The organism is Massilia agrisoli (assembly GCF_020831365.1).
In the GTDB taxonomy this organism is placed as follows: domain Bacteria; phylum Pseudomonadota; class Gammaproteobacteria; order Burkholderiales; family Burkholderiaceae_D; genus Telluria_A; species Telluria_A agrisoli.
Map to the genome: position 1 here is coordinate 1 of NZ_JAJHPV010000019.1, position 21,617 is coordinate 21,617.

General features: G+C 60.3%; 16 protein-coding genes and 1 tRNA gene. 15 read left to right on the top strand and 2 right to left on the bottom strand.

Translation table 11 applies throughout. The annotated features are described in order from the left end of the window. From LMJ30_RS16530 to sodC, 11 genes are all read left to right on the top strand, one after another. A partial coding sequence (locus LMJ30_RS16530; protein WP_458329385.1) for an EF-Tu C-terminal domain-related protein occupies nucleotides 1–173 on the top strand: 173 nt, incomplete at its 5' end. Nucleotides 174–296: 123 nt separating this feature from the next. After that, nucleotides 297–372 (top strand) — tRNA-Trp (locus LMJ30_RS16535). Between the two features lie 33 nt (nucleotides 373–405). After that, complete coding sequence (secE, locus tag LMJ30_RS16540) at nucleotides 406–792, top strand: preprotein translocase subunit SecE (protein ID WP_229433502.1); 387 nt, start codon at nucleotides 406–408, stop codon at nucleotides 790–792. A gap of 1 nt (nucleotide 793) precedes the next feature. Next, entirely contained in the window at nucleotides 794–1,405 is a 612-nt protein-coding gene (gene nusG / locus LMJ30_RS16545; RefSeq protein ID WP_229433503.1) for a transcription termination/antitermination protein NusG, read from the top strand. 176 nt (nucleotides 1,406–1,581) lie between these two features. Continuing rightward, entirely contained in the window at nucleotides 1,582–2,013 is a 432-nt protein-coding gene (gene rplK / locus LMJ30_RS16550; RefSeq protein ID WP_229433504.1) for a 50S ribosomal protein L11, read from the top strand. Beyond that, on the top strand, nucleotides 2,013–2,708 hold the full coding sequence (gene rplA, locus LMJ30_RS16555; RefSeq protein WP_229433505.1) for a 50S ribosomal protein L1: 696 nt from the start codon (nucleotides 2,013–2,015) through the stop codon (nucleotides 2,706–2,708). Before rplK ends, rplA begins: the two co-directional genes overlap by 1 nt. Before the next feature lie 277 nt (nucleotides 2,709–2,985). After that, nucleotides 2,986–3,516 carry a 50S ribosomal protein L10 gene (gene rplJ, locus LMJ30_RS16560; protein WP_229433506.1) on the top strand — a complete coding sequence of 177 codons (531 nt, stop codon included), beginning with the start codon at nucleotides 2,986–2,988 and terminating at the stop codon, nucleotides 3,514–3,516. Nucleotides 3,517–3,571: 55 nt separating this feature from the next. Continuing rightward, the gene (gene rplL / locus LMJ30_RS16565) at nucleotides 3,572–3,949 is read left to right on the top strand and encodes a 50S ribosomal protein L7/L12 (protein ID WP_229433507.1); all 378 of its coding nucleotides are present in this window, start codon (nucleotides 3,572–3,574) and stop codon (nucleotides 3,947–3,949) included. 277 nt (nucleotides 3,950–4,226) lie between these two features. Further along, nucleotides 4,227–8,333 carry a DNA-directed RNA polymerase subunit beta gene (gene rpoB, locus LMJ30_RS16570; RefSeq protein WP_229433508.1) on the top strand — a complete coding sequence of 1,369 codons (4,107 nt, stop codon included), beginning with the start codon at nucleotides 4,227–4,229 and terminating at the stop codon, nucleotides 8,331–8,333. Nucleotides 8,334–8,424: 91 nt separating this feature from the next. Continuing rightward, on the top strand, nucleotides 8,425–12,666 hold the full coding sequence (gene rpoC / locus LMJ30_RS16575; protein WP_229433510.1) for a DNA-directed RNA polymerase subunit beta': 4,242 nt from the start codon (nucleotides 8,425–8,427) through the stop codon (nucleotides 12,664–12,666). A gap of 281 nt (nucleotides 12,667–12,947) precedes the next feature. After that, the gene (sodC, locus tag LMJ30_RS16580; RefSeq protein WP_229433512.1) at nucleotides 12,948–13,478 is read left to right on the top strand and encodes a superoxide dismutase family protein; all 531 of its coding nucleotides are present in this window, start codon (nucleotides 12,948–12,950) and stop codon (nucleotides 13,476–13,478) included. A 93-nt stretch (nucleotides 13,479–13,571) separates the two neighbouring features. On the opposite strand, the gene LMJ30_RS16585 is transcribed toward sodC, so the two are convergent. Continuing rightward, nucleotides 13,572–15,203, bottom strand: coding sequence for a M28 family peptidase (locus LMJ30_RS16585; protein WP_229433514.1), 1,632 nt, complete (start codon nucleotides 15,201–15,203; stop codon nucleotides 13,572–13,574). A gap of 632 nt (nucleotides 15,204–15,835) precedes the next feature. After that, nucleotides 15,836–16,495 (bottom strand): energy transducer TonB, encoded by a 660-nt coding sequence (locus LMJ30_RS16590; RefSeq protein WP_229433515.1) that lies wholly within the window; start codon nucleotides 16,493–16,495, stop codon nucleotides 15,836–15,838. Nucleotides 16,496–16,829: 334 nt separating this feature from the next. Between LMJ30_RS16590 and LMJ30_RS16595 the strand changes: the two genes are divergently transcribed. From LMJ30_RS16595 to LMJ30_RS16610, 4 genes are read left to right on the top strand one after another with little or no spacing between them, the layout of a single operon-like run. Then, nucleotides 16,830–17,480 carry a response regulator transcription factor gene (locus tag LMJ30_RS16595; protein ID WP_229433517.1) on the top strand — a complete coding sequence of 217 codons (651 nt, stop codon included), beginning with the start codon at nucleotides 16,830–16,832 and terminating at the stop codon, nucleotides 17,478–17,480. Further along, complete coding sequence (locus tag LMJ30_RS16600) at nucleotides 17,480–18,334, top strand: hypothetical protein (protein WP_229433519.1); 855 nt, start codon at nucleotides 17,480–17,482, stop codon at nucleotides 18,332–18,334. The genes LMJ30_RS16595 and LMJ30_RS16600 overlap by 1 nt, the downstream gene beginning before the upstream one ends. Next, a complete protein-coding gene (locus tag LMJ30_RS16605; RefSeq protein ID WP_229433521.1) occupies nucleotides 18,331–19,641 on the top strand; it encodes a sensor histidine kinase in 1,311 nt (436 codons plus the stop codon). The genes LMJ30_RS16600 and LMJ30_RS16605 overlap by 4 nt, the downstream gene beginning before the upstream one ends. Nucleotides 19,642–19,689: 48 nt before the next feature. Further along, a complete protein-coding gene (locus LMJ30_RS16610) occupies nucleotides 19,690–21,378 on the top strand; it encodes a M14 family zinc carboxypeptidase (protein ID WP_229433523.1) in 1,689 nt (562 codons plus the stop codon). Nucleotides 21,379–21,617 lie beyond the last annotated feature (239 nt).

Below are 21,617 nucleotides of genomic sequence, written 5' to 3' on the forward strand. Positions count from 1 at the left end.
CGATCGAGCTGCCAGCGGACAAGGAAATGGTTATGCCAGGCGATAACGTGTCGATCACCGTCAAGCTGATCAACCCGATCGCGATGGAAGAAGGCCTGCGTTTCGCAATCCGCGAAGGTGGCCGTACCGTTGGCGCAGGTGTTGTTGCCAAGATCCTGAGCGAAGGTAAGTAATTGTAGTAAAGCGGGGCCTCCGGGCCCCGTCTTCCGCGCCAGGTTTCATGCCAGGCGCAATCAGCTCCTTGCCATCAGCGGCTGTACGATGGTAAAATGCTTGATTCCACTGAAGTTTTACGTAGGGACGTAGCTCAATTGGCAGAGCGTCGGTCTCCAAAACCGAAGGTTGGGGGTTCGATGCCCTCCGTCCCTGCCACCGTTCTGGTGCAGGCACCGAAAGTACAAAAGTATGTCTAATCAATCCGTGCAAACCGTCAGCACGTCGAACGACAAGTTCAAGGTCGCGCTGGCAGTTGTTGCGGCGATTGCAGGGGTCGTCGGGTTCTTTTACCTGAAAGGCCTGAATAAACCAGCTTTGATGTCCACCGGGGCACTCGTGGCTGGTTTGTTGTTTGCCGTCCTGATTCTGTGGATGTCTGCAACCGGCCGCGATTTCCTGAACTTCGCCAAAGAAGCCGTTCGCGAGACCAAAAAGGTCGTTTGGCCGACCCGCAAGGAAGCCACCCAGATCACCGGCATCGTGTTTGCCTTCGTGGTCGTGATGGCGATGTTCCTGTGGGGCACCGACAAGATTTTGCAATTCCTGTTATACGACGTGATCCTGGGTTGGAAATAAGATGAGCGAAAATGTGCAAGACGTGCCGGGCGATGCTCCGGCACAAGACGCTGGCGCAGCGCCCGTGAGCGTACCAGTTAGCAACAAGCGCTGGTACGTCGTGCATGCTTATTCCGGCATGGAAAAAAGCGTCATGCGCGCGTTGACCGAGCGCATCGAGCGCGCCGGCATGCAAGACAAGTTCGGCCAGATCCTGGTGCCGATCGAGGAAGTGGTCGAAGTCAAGAATGGCCAGAAGTCGGTTACCGAGCGTCGTTTCTTCCCGGGCTATGTCCTGGTTGAGATGGAAATGACGGACGATACCTGGCACCTGGTCAAGAACACCGCGAAAGTCACCGGCTTCATCGGCGGCAAGTCGAACAAGCCGACGCCGATCCCGGCGCGCGAGATCGACAAGATCATGCAGCAGATGCAGGAAGGCGTCGAAAAGCCGCGTCCGAAAGTGCTGTACGAAGTGGGCGAGCAAGTCCGCATCAAGGATGGCCCGTTCACCGACTTCAACGGCAACGTCGAGGAAGTCAACTACGAAAAGTCCAAGGTGCGCGTTTCGGTCACGATCTTCGGCCGCGCCACCCCGGTTGAACTTGAGTTCGGCCAGGTAGAAAAGGTATAACGTCGTTCCCGCGCAGGCGGGAACCCATGCTTAGTATGGATTCCCGCTTGCGCGGGAACGACGGTGAAATAAACGCTGATTCAGGGCGTCGCGCAGTTGGCGGAACCTGATAAAGAGGAGCCCTGCCATGCAGTACCCGGCGGGGCGCTACTACTCATCCAAAGATAGGAGCCATCATGGCAAAGAAAATCATTGGTTTTATCAAGCTGCAAGTGCCAGCTGGTAAAGCAAACCCATCCCCACCGATCGGCCCTGCGCTCGGTCAGCGCGGCCTGAACATCATGGAATTCTGCAAGGCGTTCAACGCCCAGACCCAGGGTGTCGAGCCTGGCATGCCAATCCCTGTCGTGATCACGGCATTCGCGGACAAGTCGTTCACCTTCGTGATGAAGACGCCTCCAGCGACCTACCTGATCAAAAAGGCAGCTGGCATCACCAAAGGTTCGCCAAAGCCACATACCGACAAAGTCGGTAAGCTGAGCCGCGCGCAAGCTGAAGAAATCGCAAAAACGAAACAGCCGGATCTGACCGCTGCCGACATGGATGCCGCAGTGCGCATCATCGCCGGTTCCGCGCGTTCGATGGGCATCACGGTGGAGGGTATCTAATGGCTAAGTTGTCCAAGCGCGTTAAGGCCATGAAGGCCAAGGTAGACCGTAACAAGGCCTACGAATTCGACAGCGCAGTGTCGATCATCAAGGAATTCGCCACCGCCAAGTTCAACGAGTCGATCGACGTGTCGATCCAGCTCGGCGTCGATCCGAAGAAGTCGGACCAGGTTGTGCGCGGCTCCGTCGTGCTGCCAGCTGGCACCGGCAAGACCGTTCGCGTTGCTGTGTTCGCTTCGGGCGAAAAGGCTGAGCAGGCTAAAGCTGCCGGCGCTGACGTTGTTGGTATGGAAGACCTGGCCGAGCGCGTCAAAGCCGGCGACATGCCTTTCGATATCGTCATCGCTTCGCCAGACACCATGCGTATCGTTGGTACCCTGGGCCAGATCCTGGGCCCACGCGGCCTGATGCCTAACCCGAAGGTCGGCACTGTTACCCCTGACGTCGCTACCGCGGTTAAAAACGCGAAAGCCGGCCAGGTTCAGTACCGTACCGACAAGGCAGGTATCATCCACGCGACCATCGGCCGCAAGTCGTTTAGCGATGCAGACCTGAAGAGCAACCTGGTTGCCCTGGTCGAAGCGCTGAACAAGGCCAAGCCAGCTACCTCGAAGGGCGTGTACCTGCGCAAGGTAGCGATCTCGTCGACCATGGGTGCAGGCGTTCGCGTCGACCACGGTTCGCTGGCCGCTTAATAAAGAATCAAGTCCTCGCGCCAGCAATGGTGCGGGGCGCATCTTTGGGCTGCCGGAGGCCCGCAAGGGAATCCGGCAGGCAATCAAAGACCGTTGGGCCGAAGGCAGCACGTAGGCTGGAGGTTAATAGACCACCCAACGCAGATGGTGTACCCGAACAAGTTTTGTTAGTCCATGCTGCGTGAATGTATCCGCTCAGTCTGAACTTCTTAACGTCGGACGCCGTTGTTCGAACCGATGCAAGGCATTTGCCGCGCATCATTTAAGGAGGTTGACCGTGGGTCTCAATCTGAATGACAAAAAGGCCGTAGTCGCCGAAGTTTCCGCAAAAGTAGCATCTGCGCAAACGATCGTCGTGGCCGAATATCGTGGCATCCAGGTTAGTCACTTGACTCAACTTCGTGCCAAGGCGCGTGCCCAGGGCGTGTACCTGCGTGTTCTGAAGAACACGCTGGCTCGCCGCTCTGTGGAAGGTACGCAGTTTGCCAACCTGGCTGATGCAATGACCGGCCCGCTGATCTACTCGATCTCGGACGACGCAGTTGCAGCAGCTAAAGTCATCAACGACTTCGCCAAGACCAACGACAAGCTCGTGATCAAGGCAGGTAACTACGCAGGCAAGCAGCTGGATAAAGCAGCTGTGTCGGCGTTGGCAAGCATTCCTAGCCGTGAAGTCCTCATCTCGCAGCTGTTGGGCGTTATGCTGGCTCCGGTGTCGGGCTTTGCACGTGGTCTGGCTGCTCTGGCAGCGAAGAAGAGCGAAGGTTCGGAAGCTGCTCCTGCAGCCGAAGAAACCGCAGCAGCTTAATAGCCGCGCTCTACAGTCAAGTTACTAAACTAAACAAACAAATTTGGAGTTTCAAATGGCAATTAGCAAAGACGACATCCTGAACGCAGTGAGCGAAATGTCCGTAATGGACCTGAACGAACTGGTCAAGGCATTCGAAGAGAAGTTCGGCGTATCGGCAGCAGCAATGGCAGCTCCAGCAGCTGGCGGCGCAGCCGGCGGTGCAGCAGCTGCTGAAGAGCAGACCGAGTTCAACGTTGTTCTGGCCGACTTCGGCGCGAACAAAGTTGGCGTGATTAAGGCAGTTCGCGAAATCACCGGCCTGGGCCTGAAGGAAGCTAAAGACCTGGTCGACGGCGCACCAAAGACCGTCAAAGAAGGCCTGTCGAAAGCTGACGCTGAAGCCGCTAAGAAGAAGCTGGAAGAAGCTGGCGCGAAAGCAGAAATCAAGTAATAGCAGTATCTGGCGGCTGGTTCGCGCCACGAGTCAAAGCTTGCGCTCCTCTCCCGAAAGGGGGAGGATGCGGCTTTGGCTCTTTTGTCGTCCCTGTAACGGATGTGGGCAGTAGCTCGTTACCGGCGGCAAGTAGTAGAAGCAAGCGTAGCAGTTTTTCCCTTTTTCCTCTGGCACGAAGTTGCGAGACTTGAGGCCTTGCATGTGACTCTAACCGTTAAACGGCGTCACTGGCAATCCCTGAATTCTCATCCTTTCTGTCACTCACGGAGTGTCCATGCACTACTCATTTACTGAGAAGAAACGCATTCGCAAGTCATTCGCGAAGCGCGCCAACGTTCACAACGTTCCATTCCTTCTGGCTACCCAGCTTGAATCTTACGAGAACTTCCTGCAAGCTGACACGGCTGTGTCGACGCGCAAGAATGACGGCCTGCAATCGGCCTTCACCTCGATCTTCCCTATCGTGTCGCACAATGGTTTTGCGCGCCTCGAGTTCCTGTCGTACGTGCTGGGCGAGCCTGCCTTTGACGTCAAGGAATGCCAACAGCGTGGCCTGACCTTTGCGTCGCCGCTGCGCGCCAAGGTACGCCTGGTGATCCTGGACAAGGATTCCCCGACCAAGCCTGTTGTCAAGGAAATGAAAGAGCAGGAAGTCTACATGGGCGAACTGCCGCTCATGACGACCACCGGTTCGTTTGTCATCAACGGTACCGAGCGCGTGATCGTCTCGCAGCTGCACCGTTCGCCTGGCGTGTTCTTCGAGCATGACCGCGGCAAGACCCACTCCTCGGGCAAGCTGCTGTTCTCGGCACGTATCATCCCTTACCGCGGCTCGTGGCTGGACTTCGAGTTCGACCCGAAAGACATCCTGTTCTTCCGCGTCGACCGCCGCCGCAAGATGCCTGTGACGATCCTGCTGAAGGCGATCGGCATGTCGCACGAGCAGATCCTCGCGAACTTCTTCGTGTTCGACAATTTCAACCTGCGCTCGGAAGGCGCGGAGATGGAATTCGTCGCCGAGCGCCTGCGTGGCGAAGTCGCGCGTTTCGACATCGTCGACAAGTCGGGCAAGACCCTGGTGCTGAAGGACAAGCGCATCAACGCCAAGCACGTACGCGACATCGAAGCGGCCGGCATCAAGCACATTTCCGTGCCTGAAGACTACCTGCTGGGCCGCGTACTGGCCAAGAACGTGGTCGACGCCGAAACCGGCGAAGTCATCGCCTCGGCCAACGACGAGCTGACCGACGACCTGCTGTCGCGCCTGCGCGAAGCGGACGTCTCCGAAATCCAGACCCTGTACACCAACGACCTGGACCAGGGCGCCTACATTTCGCAGACCCTGCGTATCGACGACACCGCCGACCAGATGGCCGCGCGCATCGCGATCTACCGCATGATGCGTCCAGGCGAGCCGCCAACGGAAGAATCGGTCGAAGCCCTGTTCAACGGCCTGTTCTACAGCCCTGAGCGCTACGACCTGTCGGCAGTCGGCCGCATGAAGTTCAACCGCCGCATCGGCCGCGACGAACTGACCGGCATGATGACGCTGTCGAACGAAGACGTGCTGGCTGTGATCAAGATCCTGGTGGAACTGCGCAATGGCCGCGGCGAAGTCGACGATATCGATCACCTGGGTAACCGCCGCGTACGTTGCGTTGGCGAACTTGCCGAAAACCAGTTCCGCGCCGGCCTCGTGCGTGTTGAGCGCGCCGTCAAGGAACGCCTCGGCCAGGCCGAAGCGGACAACCTGATGCCGCATGACCTGATCAACAGCAAGCCGATTTCGGCCGCGATCCGTGAGTTCTTCGGTTCGTCCCAGCTGTCGCAGTTCATGGACCAGACCAACCCGCTGTCGGAAATCACCCACAAGCGCCGCGTTTCGGCCCTTGGCCCTGGCGGCCTGACCCGCGAACGTGCAGGCTTCGAGGTGCGCGACGTGCACCCGACCCACTACGGCCGCGTGTGCCCGATCGAAACGCCTGAAGGCCCGAACATCGGCCTGATCAACTCGCTGGCACTGTTTGCCCGCCTGAACGAATACGGCTTCCTCGAGACCCCGTACCGCAAGGTTGAAAACAGCAAGGTCACCGACAAGATCGATTACCTGTCGGCGATCGAAGAAGGCCGCTACATCATTGCTCAGGCGAACGCCGGCATCGATGCGGCAGGCACCCTGTCGGACGAGCTGGTATCGGCCCGTGAAGCAGGCGAAACCATCCTGGTATCGCCAGAGCGCATCCAGTACATGGACGTGGCGCCTGGCCAGATCGTCTCGGTGGCAGCCTCCTTGATTCCGTTCCTCGAGCACGATGACGCGAACCGCGCATTGATGGGTGCAAACATGCAGCGCCAGGCAGTACCTTGCCTGCGCCCTGAAAAAGCACTGGTCGGCACCGGTATCGAGCGCACCGTTGCGGTCGACTCGGGCACCACCGTGCAGGCACTGCGTGGCGGTGTGGTTGACTACGTCGATGCAGGCCGTGTGGTTATTCGCGTCAACGACGACGAAGCAACCGCTGGCGAAGTCGGCGTCGACATCTACAACCTGATCAAGTACACCCGTTCGAACCAGAACACCAACATCAACCAGCGTCCGATCGTCAAGGTTGGTGACCGCGTCGCCAAGCGCGACGTGATCGCCGACGGCGCATCGACCGACCTGGGCGAGCTGGCACTGGGCCAGAACATGCTGGTGGCGTTCATGCCGTGGAACGGCCTGAACTTCGAAGATTCGATCCTGATCTCGGAAAACGTCGTCAAGGACGACCGCTACACTTCGATCCACATCGAAGAGCTGTCGGTTGTTGCACGTGACACCAAGCTGGGTGCGGAAGAAATCACCCGCGACATCTCGAACCTGGCTGAAAACCAGCTGGCGCGCCTGGATGAATCGGGCATCGTCTACATCGGCGCTGAAGTGCAGGCTGGCGACACCCTGGTCGGTAAGGTAACGCCGAAGGGCGAAACCCAGCTGACGCCGGAAGAAAAGCTGCTGCGCGCGATCTTCGGCGAAAAAGCGTCGGACGTGAAAGACACCTCGCTGCGCGTGCCTTCGGGCATGGTCGGCACCGTGATCGACGTCCAGGTCTTCACCCGCGAAGGCATCGTCCGCGACAAGCGCGCCCAGCAGATCATCGACGATGAACTCAAGCGTTTCCGCCTGGACCTGAACGACCAGATGCGTATCGTTGAAGGCGATGCCTTCCAGCGCCTGGAGAAGATGCTGATCGGTAAAGTCGTCAACGGCGGTCCGAAGAAGCTGGCCAAGGGCGCCAAGATCACCAAGGAATACCTGGACGATCTGGACAAGTACCACTGGTTCGACATCCGTCCGTCGGAAGACGACGCTGCCACCGCCCTCGAAGCGATCAAGGAATCGATCGCCGAGAAGCGCCACCAGTTCGACCTGGCCTTCGAAGAAAAGCGCAAGAAGCTGACCCAGGGCGACGAGCTGCAGCCAGGCGTGCAGAAGATGGTCAAGGTCTACCTGGCCGTCAAGCGCCGCCTGCAGTCGGGCGACAAGATGGCGGGCCGCCACGGTAACAAGGGTGTGGTATCGCGCATCGTTCCGGTGGAAGACATGCCATTCATGGCTGACGGCACCCCGGCTGACGTCGTGCTGAACCCGCTGGGCGTTCCATCGCGAATGAACGTCGGCCAGATCCTCGAAACCCACCTCGGTTGGGCAGCGAAGGGCCTGGGCCTGCGTATCGGCGAGATGATTGCCGCCAAGGCGAAAGTCGACGAACTGCGCAAGTTCCTCAGCCAGGTGTACAACGAGACCGGCAAGCCGGAAGACCTCGACAACTTCAGCGATGAAGAAATCGTGTCGCTGGCGGACAACCTGAAGAAGGGTGTTCCGTTCGCAACGCCAGTGTTCGACGGCGCGCACGAGTCGGAAATCCGCCGCATGCTCGACCTCGCTTACCCTGAGCCGATCGCCAAGCTGCTGGGCATGACCCCTTCGAAGAACCAGGTCACGATGTTCGACGGCCGCACCGGCGAAGCATTCGAGCGCAAGGTTACCGTTGGCTACATGCACATGCTGAAGCTGCACCACCTGGTGGACGACAAGATGCACGCGCGTTCGACCGGTCCTTACTCGCTGGTGACGCAGCAGCCACTGGGCGGTAAAGCCCAGTTCGGTGGCCAGCGCTTCGGTGAGATGGAGGTGTGGGCACTGGAAGCGTACGGCGCATCGTACGTGCTGCAGGAAATGCTGACCGTCAAGTCGGACGATGTGAACGGCCGTACCAAAGTGTACGAAAACCTGGTCAAGGGCGATCACGTGATCGACGCAGGCATGCCGGAATCGTTCAACGTGCTGGTGAAAGAGATCCGTTCCCTGGGTATCGATATCGACCTGGAACGCAACTAAAGAGCCAGCGCCGAGGGGACAGACCGGTTTATCAAGGGTCTGTCCCCGGTTTTAGCACCGGAAATAGAAATTCAATCACCTGGAGTGATACATGAAAGCCCTGCTCGATCTATTCAAGCAAGTTCAAACCAACGAGACGTTCGACGCGATCAAGATCGGTCTGGCGTCCCCTGAGAAAATCCGTTCGTGGTCCTACGGCGAAGTAAAAAAGCCGGAAACCATCAACTACCGTACCTTCAAGCCAGAGCGCGACGGCCTGTTCTGCGCCAAGATCTTTGGCCCGATCAAGGACTACGAGTGCCTGTGCGGCAAGTACAAGCGCCTGAAGCACCGCGGCGTGATCTGCGAGAAGTGCGGCGTTGAAGTCACCCTGGCCAAAGTGCGCCGTGAGCGCATGGGCCACATCGAACTGGCGTCGCCAACCGCGCACATCTGGTTCCTGAAGTCGCTGCCGTCGCGCCTGGGCATGGTCCTGGACATGACGCTGCGGGACATCGAACGCGTGCTGTACTTCGAAGCATATGTCGTGACCGATCCAGGCATGACCCCGCTGAAGAAGTGCCAGATCATGTCGGAAGACGACTACGCCGCCAAGTACGAAGAGTACGGCGACGACTTCACCGCATTCATGGGCGCCGAAGGCATCCGTGAACTGCTGCGCTCGATCGACATCCACCGCGATGCCGAAGCGCTGCGCGTGGAGCTGAAGGAATCGAAGTCGGAAGCGAAGATCAAGAAATACGCCAAGCGCCTGAAAGTGCTTGAGGCGTTCCAGCGTTCGGGCATCAAGCCTGACTGGATGATCATGGAAGTGCTGCCAGTGCTGCCGCCGGAACTGCGTCCGCTGGTACCGCTGGACGGCGGCCGCTTTGCGACCTCCGACCTGAACGACCTGTATCGCCGCGTCATCAACCGTAATAACCGCCTGAAGCGCCTGATGGAACTGCGCGCGCCGGAAATCATTACGCGTAACGAAAAGCGCATGCTGCAAGAAGCGGTCGACTCGCTGCTGGACAACGGCCGTCGCGGCAAAGCGATGACCGGCGCCAACAAGCGTCCGCTGAAGTCGCTGGCTGAAATGATCAAGGGTAAGGGCGGCCGTTTCCGTCAGAACCTGCTGGGCAAGCGCGTCGACTACTCGGGCCGTTCGGTCATCGTGGTCGGTCCACAGCTGAAACTGCACCAGTGCGGCCTGCCGAAGCTGATGGCGCTGGAACTGTTCAAGCCGTTCATCTTCAACAAGCTCGAACTGATGGGCCTGGCAACGACGATCAAGGCTGCGAAGAAGCTGGTCGAAGTGCAAGAGCCAGTCGTCTGGGACATCCTGGAAGACGTCATCAAGGAACACCCGGTCATGCTGAACCGTGCGCCTACGCTGCACCGTCTCGGTATCCAGGCGTTCGAGCCGGTCCTGATTGAAGGCAAGGCAATCCAGCTGCACCCACTCGTCTGCGCGGCGTTCAACGCCGACTTCGACGGTGACCAGATGGCAGTCCACGTCCCGCTGTCGATCGAAGCGCAGATGGAAGCGCGTACCTTGATGCTGGCGTCGAACAACATCCTGTTCCCGTCGAACGGCGAACCGTCGATCGTTCCTTCGCAGGATATCGTGCTGGGTCTGTACTACGCGACCCGCGAAGCGATCAACGCCAAGAACGAAGGCATGCTGTTCCCTGACGTGTCGGAAGTCATCCGTGCCTACGACAACAAGGAAGTTGAACTGACGACCCGCATCACCGTGCGTATCGTCGAGCATCCGAAGAACGCCGAAACCGGCGAGTTCGAGCGCACCGTCACGCGCTACGAAACCACGGTTGGCCGTGCGATCCTGTCCGAAATCCTGCCGAAGGGCCTGCCGTTCGCCGTACTGAACCGCGCCCTGAAGAAGAAAGAGATTTCGAAGCTGATCAACACGTCGTTCCGCAAGTGCGGCCTGCGTGCAACCGTTGTGTTCGCTGACAAGCTGATGCAGTCCGGTTTCCGCCTGGCGACGCGCGCAGGTATTTCGATCTGCGTCGACGACATGCTGGTTCCAGACCAGAAAGCCGGCCTGATCGCGACCGCCGAATCGGAAGTCAAGCAGATCGAGCAGCAGTACGCATCGGGCCTGGTGACTGCCGGCGAGCGTTACAACAAGGTCGTCGACATCTGGGGCAAGACCTCGGACGAAGTCGGCAAGGCCATGATGGACCAGCTGAAAGTGGAAGACGTCGTCAAGCGCGACGGCACCAAGTCGACCCAGGAATCGTTCAACGCGATTTACATGATGGCCGACTCGGGCGCGCGCGGTTCGGCAGCCCAGATTCGCCAGCTGGCCGGTATGCGAGGCCTGATGGCCAAGCCGGACGGTTCGATTATCGAAACGCCGATTACCGCGAACTTCCGCGAAGGCCTGAACGTTCTGCAGTACTTCATCTCGACCCACGGTGCTCGTAAGGGCCTGGCCGATACGGCGCTGAAGACCGCGAACTCGGGTTACCTGACCCGCCGCCTGGTTGACGTTACCCAGGACCTGGTGGTGATCGAGGACGATTGCGGCACCACCAACGGCACCGTCATGAAGGCGATGGTTGAAGGCGGTGAAGTGATCGAAGCGCTGCGCGACCGTATCCTCGGCCGTGTCAACGTGCACGACATCGTCAACCCTGAAACCCAGGAAACCGTGTATGAAGCCGGTACCCTGCTGGACGAGGACATGGTTGAAGAAGTCGAGCGCCTGTCGATCGACGAAGTCAAGGTCCGCACCCCGCTGACCTGCGACACGCGCTTTGGCCTGTGCGCCAAGTGCTACGGCCGCGACCTCGGCCGCGGCATGCTGGTCAACGCCGGCGAAGCAGTCGGTGTTGTTGCGGCACAGTCGATCGGTGAGCCAGGTACCCAGCTGACCATGCGTACCTTCCACATCGGTGGTGCGGCATCGCGTGCAGCAGTGGCGTCGTCGGTGGAAGCCAAGTCGAACGGTACCATCCGTTTCTCGGCAACCATGCGTTACGTCACCAACGGCAAGGGCGCCCAGATCGTCATTTCGCGTTCCGGCGAAGTGCTGATCACGGACGACCACGGCCGTGAGCGCGAGCGTCACAAGGTGCCGTACGGCGCGACCCTGAACGTCAAGGACGGCATGGTCATCAAGGCCGGCCTGCCGCTGGCGACCTGGGATCCGCTGACCCGTCCGATCATTACGGAATACGCGGGTACCGTGCGCTTCGAAAACGTCGAAGAAGGCGTGACCGTTGCCCGTCAGGTCGACGAAGTTACCGGCCTGTCGACCCTGGTTGCGATCGATGCGAAGCGTCGTGGTTCGGTCGGCAAGACCCTGCGTCCGCAGGTCAAGCTGCTGAACGAAGCTGGCGAAGAAGTCAAGATCGCAGGCACCGAGCATTCGGTAGCGATCGGCTTCCAGGTTGGCGCGCTGATCATGGTCAAGGATGGCCAGGCCGTGTCGGTGGGTGAAGTGCTGGCGCGTATTCCGACTGAATCGCAGAAGACGCGAGACATTACCGGTGGTCTGCCACGCGTCGCCGAGCTGTTCGAAGCACGTTCGCCGAAGGACGCGGGCATGCTGGCTGAAGTGACCGGTACGGTTGCATTCGGTAAAGAAACCAAGGGCAAGCAGCGTCTGGAAATCACGGACATGGACGGCAACAAGCACGAGTTCCTGATTACCAAGGACAAGCAAGTGCTGGTACACGACGGCCAGGTAGTGAACAAGGGCGAGATGATCGTGGACGGCCCGGCCGATCCGCAAGACATCCTGCGCCTGCTGGGTATCGAAGCGCTGGCGCGTTACATCGTTGACGAAGTGCAGGACGTGTACCGTCTGCAGGGCGTGAAGATTAACGACAAGCACATCGAAGTGATCGTGCGCCAGATGCTGCGCCGTGTTCAGATCGTTGAAGCTGGCGACACCGACTACATCGTCGGCGAGCAGGTAGAGCGTTCGGAACTGCTGGACGCGAACGACGCGGTCAATGCACTGGGCAAGATCCCTGCGACGTACGAAAACGTACTGCTGGGTATTACCAAGGCATCGCTGTCGACCGACTCCTTCATCTCGGCTGCATCGTTCCAGGAGACCACCCGTGTCCTGACCGAAGCGGCGATCATGGGCAAGCGCGACGGTCTGCGCGGCCTGAAGGAAAACGTCATCGTCGGCCGCCTGATTCCTGGCGGTACCGGCCTGGCCTTCCACCGCGCACGCAAAGAGAAGGAAGCGTGGGAAGTGGAAGAGCGCAAGGCGCTGCTGGATGCCGAAAAGGCAGCCATGTCGAGCGAACTGCAGGCGATCGAAGACACCGCCAACGCAGCACAGCACCACGGCGACGCCGAGTAATCGGTTTTACGCTGGACAAGAACGGCACCTTCGGGTGCCGTTTTTTTTGGTCGCAGACCACCTGCCCGTCGTTCCCGCGAAAGCGGGAACCTATACTGAATGCGATCAACGGAGATGACGAGGCGCTCCCAACGCATACTCAGCATGGGTTCCCGCATTCGCGGGAACGACGTGGGCGTTGAACGGTGGCATAGCCTCATTCCCGATGGGCCGTCAACCGAACCGGACGAAAAAGCGCGTGGGTATAAGATTGTCACTCACCCATTCAAAAGGAGGATTCAATGAATCATCGACTGACATCCCTGTGCGGCGCCATGTTCCTGGCCGTAAGCGCTGCGGCAACTGCCGCGCCAGATATGACGGTGACGCTGAACGTTCTCTCCGAGTCCGGCCCAGGCGCGAGTGCAGGGACCGTCACCATTAGCGAGACCAAACATGGCGTGGTATTCACGCCGGCGCTGAAGGGCATCACGCCCGGTTTGCATGGCTTCCATGTCCACGAGAACGGCAGCTGCGCGACGGCCGAGAAGGACGGCAAGCGTGTCGCTGGCCAGGCTGCCGGCGGCCACTACGACCCGGACAAGACCGGCAAGCATGGAACGCCGTGGGGTGACGGGCATCGTGGCGATTTGCCGGCCCTGTATGTCGATGAGAAGGGCAACGCGTTGAATCCCGTGCTCTCGCCGCGGCTGAAAATGTCGGAACTGAAGGGCAAAGCCTTGATGGTTCACGCGGGCGGCGACAACCATGCCGACCATCCAGCTCCGCTCGGCGGAGGCGGTGCGCGCATGGCGTGTGGGGTGATCAAGTAAGGCGATTGCCTTCGATTTCCACCGCTGCCGATTGCCGAAAAAAATGCCGGATCAGCTAGCTGATACGGCATTTTTGCTTCGCGACCTGAGCGCTTACTTGGCGGCGGCGCGGATCTTTCCAAACGCATCGCCCGGCTTCCACGCAGGCATCTTCGGCGCGTTAGCAATCATGCGGCCGAGGTTCAGTGTGAACTGCGCCTGCTGCACCATGCCCGACAGGTCCCAGCTCGGATCGTACTCATCCTTCACCTGGTGGTAGCGCGGCGCGTAGGTCTTCTGCTTGGCCTGGGCCGCTTCCGGATCCTTGATATAGTCCCTGCCGCCGGCGATCGAGAACGCAGGAATGCCTGCCTTGGCAAAGCTGAAGTGATCGCTGCGGAAGTAGCCGCCGGCCAGGTCAGGCGTTGGCTTGCTGACCGTCAAGCCCATCGCCTTCGCAGTCGCTTCCGCCATCGCGCCCAGTTCCGTGCGCTCGCTGCCCTTGGTGCCGATGTCACGCGCTGCGCCAATCCAGTTCAGGCTGTCGAGGTTCAGGTTGGCTGCGGTCTTGGCTGCAGGCCACAGTGGGCTCGATGCGTAGGCAGCGCTGCCCAGCAGGCCTTGCTCTTCAGCGGCAACCCACAGGAACATCTGGCTGCGCTTGGCTGGCTGGCGCGAGGCGGCCTGCGCCATGGCCAACAGGCCAGCGGTGCCGGAGGCATTGTCGACCGCGCCGTTGTAGATCGTATCGTCGCCGGTGCCTTGCTTGCCAAGGTGGTCCCAGTGCGCCGTGTAAATGACGACCTCATCCTTCAGCTTCGGATCGGTTCCCGGAATCAAGCCCGCCACGTTGAATTGCTCGATGTTGCGAACAGCCGCCTTCATCTCGCCCTTGATCTTTATGCCCAGCGGAACTGCCTGGAAGTCTTTCTTCTCGGCTGCGGCGCGCAAGGTATCGAGGTCCTTGCCGGCCGCCTTGAAGATGGTGCGGGCGACGTCTTCGGTCATCCAGCCTTCCATTGGCGCGCCCAGCGTGCCTTGCGCAAGCTGGAAGCGTTCCGCCATCCAGCTGTTCTGCACCACGCTCCAGCCGTACGATGCCGACGCATCGGTGTGGATCAGCAGCACGCCGGCCGCGCCCTGGCGTGCTGCTTCTTCAAACTTGTAGGTCCAGCGGCCGTAATAGGTCAGGCCTTTGCCGTTAAAGCGCTCTGGCTCGGCGGCGGTTGGCATCGGATCGTTGACCATCATCACCACGACTTTGCCCTTGACGTCCTGGCCCTTGTAATCGTTCCAGCCTTCTTCCGGAGCAGAAATGCCGTATCCGACAAAGACCATCTCCGCATCCATCGCGTGCGCGGCCTTGGCATCGCCCGGGCCCCACACCCAATCCTTGCCGAATTCAAACGCCTGCGGCTTGCCGCCGATGTCGATGGCAACGCTGCTTTCCTGCGGCGATGCCTTTACGCCAGCAATCTTGACTGCCTGGCGATAGCTGTTACCGTTGGCAGGCTTCAGGCCTGCGGCCATTGCAGCCGCCTCGAGATAGGCAACGGTCAGGTCACCGCCGCGCTGGCCGGTGCCGCGGCCTTCCATCAGGTCGCTGGACAGGAACGCCATGTGGCCACGCAGAGGCGCTTCCTCGACCGTTGGTCCGGATGCTGGCTTGGCTGCATGAACTGGGAAAGCGAGGACGAGGCTGGCGGCCAGGGTCGTGGCCGTGAGGGAAAAGAGCTTCTTATGCATGGGTTCCTGGTGCGAAAAGGGTGAGTAGAACTGCACCCTTGTGGGGCGCGACAAACATTGTATGCCATTCTGAAACTGTTGCAGCGCAACGATTCGCGCAGGTATTTACGCTAACGACGTGCAACGTCCGGGTCTGTCCGCGGGGGCGAACCCTGAACCGGCTAGTTGCCAACATTTCCAAAATCGGGGTCAGACCACAAGCTTTTGGGAACATTACAAACGCCTTTGGCGCCTTCGGGGTCGGTCCCCGGGGACAGACCCCGAAGTTAAAACGCAAGCAAGGTGTGCGGCGCGGGAGGCAACTATTTCAAAAACTTTGGGGTCTGACCCCGATTTTGGCAAGAAATGGAAAGCAGGCGGCGGATGAAAAACGCCCCGCCCGGTAGCATTTCCAAAATCGGGGTCAGACCACAAGCTTTTGGGAACATTACAAACGCCTTTGGCGCGTTCGGGGTCGGTCCCCGGGGACAGACCCCGAAGTTAAAACGCAAGCAAGGTGTGCGGCGCGGGAGGCAACTATTTCAAAAACTTTGGGGTCTGACCCCGATTTTGGCAAGAAATGGAAAGCAGGCGGCGGATGAAAAACGCCCCGCCCGGTAGTACGGGGCGGGGCGTGCTTGAAACGTTGTTCTTTATTCTTCCAGCTTCCAGACATAGGCGATCTGGGCCCATCCCGCTTCGGCCGCACCGCCAGCCATCGCAGGCTTGAAGTTACACATGCTCAGCGCGCTGATCGCTGCCTTGTCCAGGTCGCGCGATCCGCTCGATTTCTGTACGCGCGAGTCGCTTACCTTGCCGTTGGCGCCCACCAGCAGCGCCAGCGTGACGGTGCCTTCCTCGCCGTTGCGGGCGGCGCGGGCAGGGTACTCAGGCACCGCGCAACCATCGCTCAGCACCGCAGTACGCAGCGCACCCGTGCCCGGTTCGGCCGGTGGCGCGACTTCAGTGGTGGTCGGCCCCGGTACCGGTGGCGCAGGGTCGGGAACCGATGAGGTTTCCATTACTTGCTCAGTTGGCGGCGGTTGCTGGACCTCAACCTCAACTTCCGGCACGAACGGCTTCGGCGTGGGCGCGACTTTTGGCACCGGCTTTGGGGGCTCCGGTGGCGGAGGTGGCGGTGGTTCGATCTTCGGCAGGAATACTTCAATCTCTTCCGCAATTTTCGGCATCGAGATCGACACTTTGTTCATGTTGTTGATCAGCGCGGCGCCTACCACGACGTGCAGCGCGGCAACGATACCAATTTTGACGAACTTGCTGCCGCCACTCTCTGGAGTGTGTGAGAAATGCATGGCAATCTCCTTGTTGTTGTTTTGCTCATGGGCTATCGGAAGGCCTGAACCGTTGCCGCTTGGATTAATCGGCCTGTTATGCTAAGAGTCGGTATCAATATATGCTATTGGCTAGCAATTGAACAGCCATTTATCGGTAATTTTTGTTGCTATTTGTTGCTTGGCGTTTGACACCTCTCAAGGCCGCGTTGGGCTGGCTGAGATAATTCGCTTCCGCCCTCGTTGTATGGAATAATCTCATCGACGAGTTTGATCGTCAGTTAGGCCGCACACATTGCTGCTATCCGTTGGTAAGCAGATGTAACCGATGCGGCCCGTGCCGGAGGAGTAGTCAATGCAGAGTGAGCAGAACAAGATCCGCGTCGTGCTGGCTGACGACCATCCCATCGTGATGACCGGCTTCGCCATGTCGTTGTCCGGGCTGGGCATGGATGTGGTGGGGCAGGCAAGGACGCCCGACGAGGCCGCGGCCATGTATGCGGAGCTGCGGCCCGACGTGCTGGTGCTCGACATCCGCTTCGGCACCGAGCTTACCGGGCTGGACGCGGCGCGCGGCATCCTCGCCAAATTCCCCGCCGCGCGGATCGTCTTCCTGAGCCAGTTCGACCAGGACAGCCTGATCAAGGAAACCTACCGCATCGGCGCGCGCGCTTTCGTCACCAAGGATTGCGACCCTGCCGACCTGGCCACGGCCGTGCGCCACGCGCACGCCGGCAAGCTGTACTTCCTGCCGCAGATCGCCGAGCGCCTGGCCAACCTGTCCGTGCGCGGCGATGTGTCGCCCCAGTCGCAGCTTGATGCGCGCGGCCTCGAAATTTTCAAGCTGATGGCCGAGGGCCTGACCAACGCGGAGATCGCGGAGAAGCTGAACCTGTCGGCCAAGACGATCAGCAATATCAGCCAGGCGGTCAAGGAGAAGCTGGGTGTGCACCGCCAGGCCTACATCACCAAGCTGGCCGTCAAACACGGCCTGATCGAGCCGTAGTGCGAGCCGCCCTCGCCATTGTGCTGGCAAGCGCCGCGTGCAGCGCGTTTGCCGTCGGCGGGGGGGCTCCACGGATCGAGATCATCACCGGCGACGATACGGACGTCACCCGGCGCATCTCTGCAGACCTGTCGCGCCGGCTGGCGCCCTTGGCCGCAGGCGCCATCGCGAACGGCCGCAAAAAGCTGTGCATCGCGCTCGGCCCCGTAGCCTTGCGCGACGCGCTCGCCCGTAGCGTGGAGTGCGTGCAGCTCAGCGCATATACCTCCAGCCCCGTTTGGCGCGCCGTCGCGGGCCACCTGCCGCCGTCGCAGGCAAGCGCCGTCTACGCGGAGCCTTCCCCAGCCGACCAGCTGCAGCTGGTGTCGCTGCTGTACCGCCGCCCAACGCGCGTGGTCGCCATTGTCGGCCCCGACACCGCATACCTGCGGCCCGCGTTAAGTGCGGGCGCGGAGCTCTACGAATTCGCACGCGGCGACGACATCAACCGCGTGTTGAACCGCATGGCGCAGGCCGAAGTGCTGCTGGCCACGCCGGACAGCGCGGTCTACACCCCTGAAAACTTCCGCAACATCCTGCTATCGAGCTACCGCCACAATCAGGGCGTGATCGGTTTTTCGGCGGACATGGTGAAGGCAGGCGCGCTCGCCTCCACATACTCGGACATCGAGGACATCAACGCGCAAGTGGCCGAAGTGGCGGCGGCCTATTTGGCCAGCGGGGTCCTCGCGCCGCCGCAGTTCCCGCGCTACTTCCGCACCATCATCAACGAAGCGGTCGCGCGCTCGTTGAACATCAAGCCCGACGACGCGGCGCGCAGCTTTGCCCGCCGCCCGCCGCAGGTGGCGCCATGAAGTTCAGGCGCGGCATCGGCACGCGCATGGTGATGATCACCATGCTGCCGGTGATGTTCTTGTTCTCGTCCTTTGTCTGGTACTCGTGGTACTCGCACTGCGCGCAGGTGGCTGAGGAACTGGCTGAACGCGGCCGCATCCTCGCCAAGGCACTGGCCGAGACCAGCGAATACAACGTCATCTCCGGCAACCTGTCCGACCTGCGCCTGACGATCAATGGCCTGGTGCAGTCGGACCGCAGCATCCACCGCATCGATGTCGTCGACGCTAACCAGCAGCCCGCGGTCAGCGTCGCCTCGGACAGGTCGGCCGACGCCGAGCCGCGCTACTACGAAGCGCCGATCCGCAAGCAGATGATCTGGATTAACCTGTTTTCGGATAACGGCGCGCCGCACGTATCGGGGTCGAGCGACACCAAGCCGCCGACGCTGACGACGGAGACCGTCGGGTGGGTACGCGTGACCATGTCGCCATCGCATATGCTCGACAAGCAGGCCCGCCGCTTCCGCCTTGAGCTGGCAATGGCTGCACTCGCCCTGATCATCAGTATCGCGCTGGCGCTCGCCCTCGCGCGCAAGGTGGCCGAGCGCACCAGTGAACTGGTCGAATCGCGCAACGAGGCGCTCAAGGCCGACGCCGACAAGCGCAAGCTTATCCAGAAGGTCAACTCGATCATCGAGGACGAGCGCAAGAGCATCGCCGTCGAGATCCACGATGAGCTTAATGCCTCGCTGATCGCCGCGCGCCTCCAATCGCAAAGCATTTTCCACCTTGCCGACAAGGCAGGGGAGGGCCCGGCGATCGACGAAATCAAGGCCAAGTCGCAGGCCATCACCAAGCTCACGCTCGACCTGTACGCCAGCGGGCGGCGGCTAGTACGGCGCCTGCGCCCCGAAGTGCTGGACATGCTTGGGCTGCACGGCGCGGTCGAAGAGATGATTCGCCATTACGATAGCAGCCATGGCGGCAGCCGCTTTGAATTTCGCTCCGAGGGCGACTTCTCGCAGCTTGGGAACGAGCTTGCCATCTCCGCCTACCGCATCGTGCAGGAGGCGCTGTCAAACGTGATGAAGCACGCCACCGCCACGCGCACCAGGGTATCGCTGGTGCTCGATGATGAAGAGGGCATGCTGCACATCGAGGTATCCGACAACGGCGCAGGGTTCGACATGGCCACATCGTCATCCGGCATCGGCATCATCGGCATGCGCGAACGCGTGTATGCGCTGGGCGGCACCATCTCCTTTGCGTCCGAACCGGGCAGCGGCACCATCATATCCATCTCCCTGCCGCTTGATGTATCGTAGCGGTCTGGCGCAACCACGCGCAAATCTTTGACTTCACAAGACACCATCATGCTGAACGACCTGCAAACGCCCTACGAGAAGGGCAACAAGAACCAGACCACGACCTGGGCTGAATGCATCGCCTGGTACGAACAACTCGCGCGCCGCTTCCCGAACGTGCTGCGCTTTGGCGTTGTCGGCACGTCGGACGCGGGTGTGCCGATCCATGCCGGCGTGATTACCGCCGACGGCGTGTTCGACCGCGAGCAGCTCAAGCGCGAAGGCCGGCCGGTCTTCTTCAACAATAACGGCATCCACCCGGGCGAGCCTGAAGGCGTCGACTCCTGCATGGCGCACGTGCGCGACTTCTGCACGCAGCCCGAGCGGCTTGCAGCGCTGGGCAAGACGGTGTTCCTGTTCGTCCCGATGTACAACGTCGACGGCAGCCTGAATCGCGCCAACACCTCGCGCGTCAACCAGGACGGCCCCGAGCAGTTCGGCTTCCGCGGCAACAGCCGCCACCTCGACCTGAACCGCGACTTCGTCAAATGCGATACCCTGACGGCGCAGGTCTTCAACAAGCTGTTCACCGCATGGGATCCGGACGTCATGGTGGACACCCACACCTCCAACGGTGCGGACTACACGTACACGATGACCCTGATCCACACGCAGGCGGACAAGCTTGGCGGCGGCCTTGGCGACTTTTTGCGCGACACGATGCTGCCCCATATGTTCAGGGAGATGGAACAGCGTGGCTGGCCAACCTGCCCGTACGTCAATCCGGTCAAGGATTGCCCTGACCACGGCATCGCCGAATTCCTCGAAACCCCGCGCTTCTCGACCGGGTACGCGGCCCTGCACAACACCATCGGCTTCATGCCCGAGACGCACATGCTCAAGCCGTTTGCCGATCGATATGAGTCGATGCGCGCACTGGTAGAGACGGCCCTCGACTTCACGATTGCGAACGCCAGCCAGATCCAGTCGCTGCGCCGCGCCGCCAAGGAAGAGGGCAAGACGCGCCGCGAATGGCCGATTCACTGGGCGATGGACGAAGAGAACACCTCGACCTTCCGCTTCAAGGGTTACGAAGCGCAGTATTCGCCCAGCCAGCTCGGTAACTACACGCGCCTGTCGTACGACCGCACCAGGCCGTGGGAACGCGACATCAAGTACTTCAACCGCTTCCCGGCCGATATCACGGTCACCGCGCCACGCGCCTACGTGATTCCGCAGGCGTGGCGCGAAGCCATCGAGCGCCTGGAATGGAACGGCGTGAAGATGGAGCGTATCGACGCCGAGAAGACGGTGGACGTGCAGTGCTATCACATCAAGTCTGTGACGTCGCGCCCGAACGCGTACGAAGGCCACATGTTCCATGACGATGTGCAGCTGGAGAAGCGCAGCACGCGTGTGACGCTGCGCCCGGGCGATGTGTGGATCCCGCTCGACCAGGATAATGCGCGTTACGCCATCGAGACGTTGGAACCGCAAGCGCACGACAGCTTCTTCCGCTGGGGTTTCTTCAACAGCGTGCTGGAAAAGAAGGAAGCGTATTCGGATTACGTGTTCGAAGACCACGCCATGGAACTGCTGCGCGACGAGCCGGAGCTGAAGGCGAAGTTTGAAGCATGGAAGGGAGAGAATCAGGGACTGCTGGGGAACCAGGAAGCGGTACTGGACTTCATCTTTGCGAACTGCCAGCGCTATGTTGAACCGGAGTGGCGCCGCTATCCGGTGTATTCGGTGGTGTAATTCAAAACGGCGGATGCGCTGGCGCTTATCCGCCCTACAACTCGATCGATCGTGGACCGTATTTCAAAACGGCGGATGCGCTTGCGCTTATCCGCCCTACAAGGTCGATCAATCGTTGACCGTAGATACCGTCTTGATCGTCAAGCCTGAACGGCAAAATTTGCCTCGTATGCCCGTCCAGTTTTGACGACACCGAAGCACAAATGTGCAAGCTTCCGCATGGCGGCCCCAATGGCCGC